The sequence below is a fragment of the Mariniradius sediminis genome, from assembly GCF_021491425.1.
GTDB classification, from domain to species: Bacteria; Bacteroidota; Bacteroidia; order Cytophagales; family Cyclobacteriaceae; genus Mariniradius; species Mariniradius saccharolyticus.
In genome coordinates this window covers 1-370 of sequence record NZ_JAKEVZ010000057.1, presented here as the reverse complement: position 1 = coordinate 370, position 370 = coordinate 1, and the positions used below count along the sequence as shown (strand labels likewise).

Annotated in this window: 1 protein-coding gene; it reads left to right on the top strand. The window is 54.1% G+C overall.

Annotated features, from left to right (window positions below; genetic code table 11):
• On the top strand, positions 1 to 370 hold a 370-nt coding region (locus L0U89_RS20680), incomplete at both ends, for a CLIPPER-2 domain-containing protein (RefSeq protein WP_439651581.1).

The window sequence follows — 370 nt, the reverse complement described above, 5'->3', positions numbered from 1 at the left end:
CGATGCGGTGGGCGATGTCCTGAACTACACAATTGTAGTGACCAACACGGGCAATGTAACCCTGCCCAACGTCGTGGTCGTCGATCCTTTGACAGGTTTGAACCAGACCATTGCTTCGCTCGCTCCAACGGCTTCGCAAAGCGTCAATACGTCTTACACAATCGTCCAGTCTGATCTGGACAACGTTTCGGTTGGCAACACGGCCTCCGCCACTTCGGGCTCGGTATCCGTTTCCGACCAGGTAACCGTCAATGCGGTACAGTCCCCTGCCTTAAGTATCCAGAAAACAGTCGCAGAGGGCAGTTTCGATGCGGTGGGCGATGTCCTGAACTACACAATTGTAGTGACCAACACGGGCAATGTAACCCTG